The 1,225-nt window shown below is 41.0% G+C and carries 1 protein-coding gene and 1 pseudogene; both read left to right on the top strand.

The window, feature by feature from the left end; all coding sequences use genetic code 11:
- Positions 1-942 (top strand): DNA polymerase III subunit beta (gene dnaN, locus A3761_RS21710; protein ID WP_068750863.1); only part of this gene is annotated, 942 nt, incomplete at its 5' end.
- Positions 943-1,022: 80 nt separating this feature from the next.
- Positions 1,023-1,225 (top strand): annotated as a pseudogene (locus A3761_RS21705) (AarF/ABC1/UbiB kinase family protein); the annotation flags it as partial.

Below are 1,225 nucleotides of genomic sequence, written 5' to 3'. Positions count from 1 at the left end.
TGTACGCTTAATAGCGCCGCAGTCGAGACTGCTGGAAGAATTACCTTGCCTGCACGTAAGTTAGTAGATATTTGTCGCTCTTTACCAAATGATGCAGTGATTGAGCTAAGTCTGGAAGGTGAAAAGATGCACCTTCGTTCCGGTAAGAGCCACTTTACCTTAGCAACCTTGCCAGCAGATCAGTTTCCGAATACTGAAGAGTCTCCTCACGATATTGCTGTGAGTTTCATGCAGCGTGACTTTAAACAGATGCTTGACGCGACTTCTTTTGCGATGGCGCAACAGGATGTTCGCTACTACTTAAACGGCATGTTGTTAGAGCTAGGTAACCGTTACGTTCGTTTAGTTGCAACGGATGGGCATCGTCTCGCACTTTCATCTCTAGCAACAGATCTTGAGCGCGATACAGACAAGCAGGTGATTGTACCGAGAAAAGGTATTATTGAGCTCGGTCGTTTGTTATCTGACTCTGAAGACGAAGTGGTGCTTTCTATCGGTGAAAGCCATATATATTCACAGATAGGCAATTATAGATTCACTTCAAAATTGATCGATGGAAAGTTCCCTGACTATAACCGTGTTATTCCTAAGGGTGGTGACAAGGTTATGTATGCGGATAGAAGTTCGCTTAAGGATATGTTTACGCGAGCAAGTATTCTTTCACATGAAAATATTCGAGGAATTCAATTACATTTGTCTGAGAATCAATTGCAGGTGTTTGCTAATAATCCAGAGCACGAACAAGCTGAAGATTGTTTGGAAGTGGATTATCAGGGTGAAGATTTACAGATTGGATTCAATGTTAGCTATCTAATTGATGTTATGAATGTTTTGTCGAGTGAAAATATTCGAATGACGCTATTGAATGCAAATTCATCGGCTTTGATAGAGTCTTCAGAGAATGATGGAAACTTATACGTAATCATGCCGATGCGCTTATAGAGTAGGGCAGGGAAGACTCTAACAGGCGCTTCTTCATTATTAGCGTTGTAATTCAGATAGTAATATAAAAGGACAAAGCGATGGGATTGTTTACAGATACATTGAAGGGAACTTTTCGTATTGGTCAGACTACAGGCATTCTTGCTAAAACAGGTGCTCAATGGTTAATCGGTAAACGGCCACCCAATCCCAAGTTATTAAGATCTATTTTTGAAGACTTAGGTGCTACCTATATTAAGTTAGGGCAGTTTATCGCAAGTTCGCCTACTTTCTTTCCTCAAGA

It is taken from the genome of Oleiphilus sp. HI0123 (assembly GCF_001635315.1).
The sequence above is the reverse complement of the archived record's forward strand: the minus strand, read 5'-3'. Positions and strand labels throughout refer to the sequence as shown.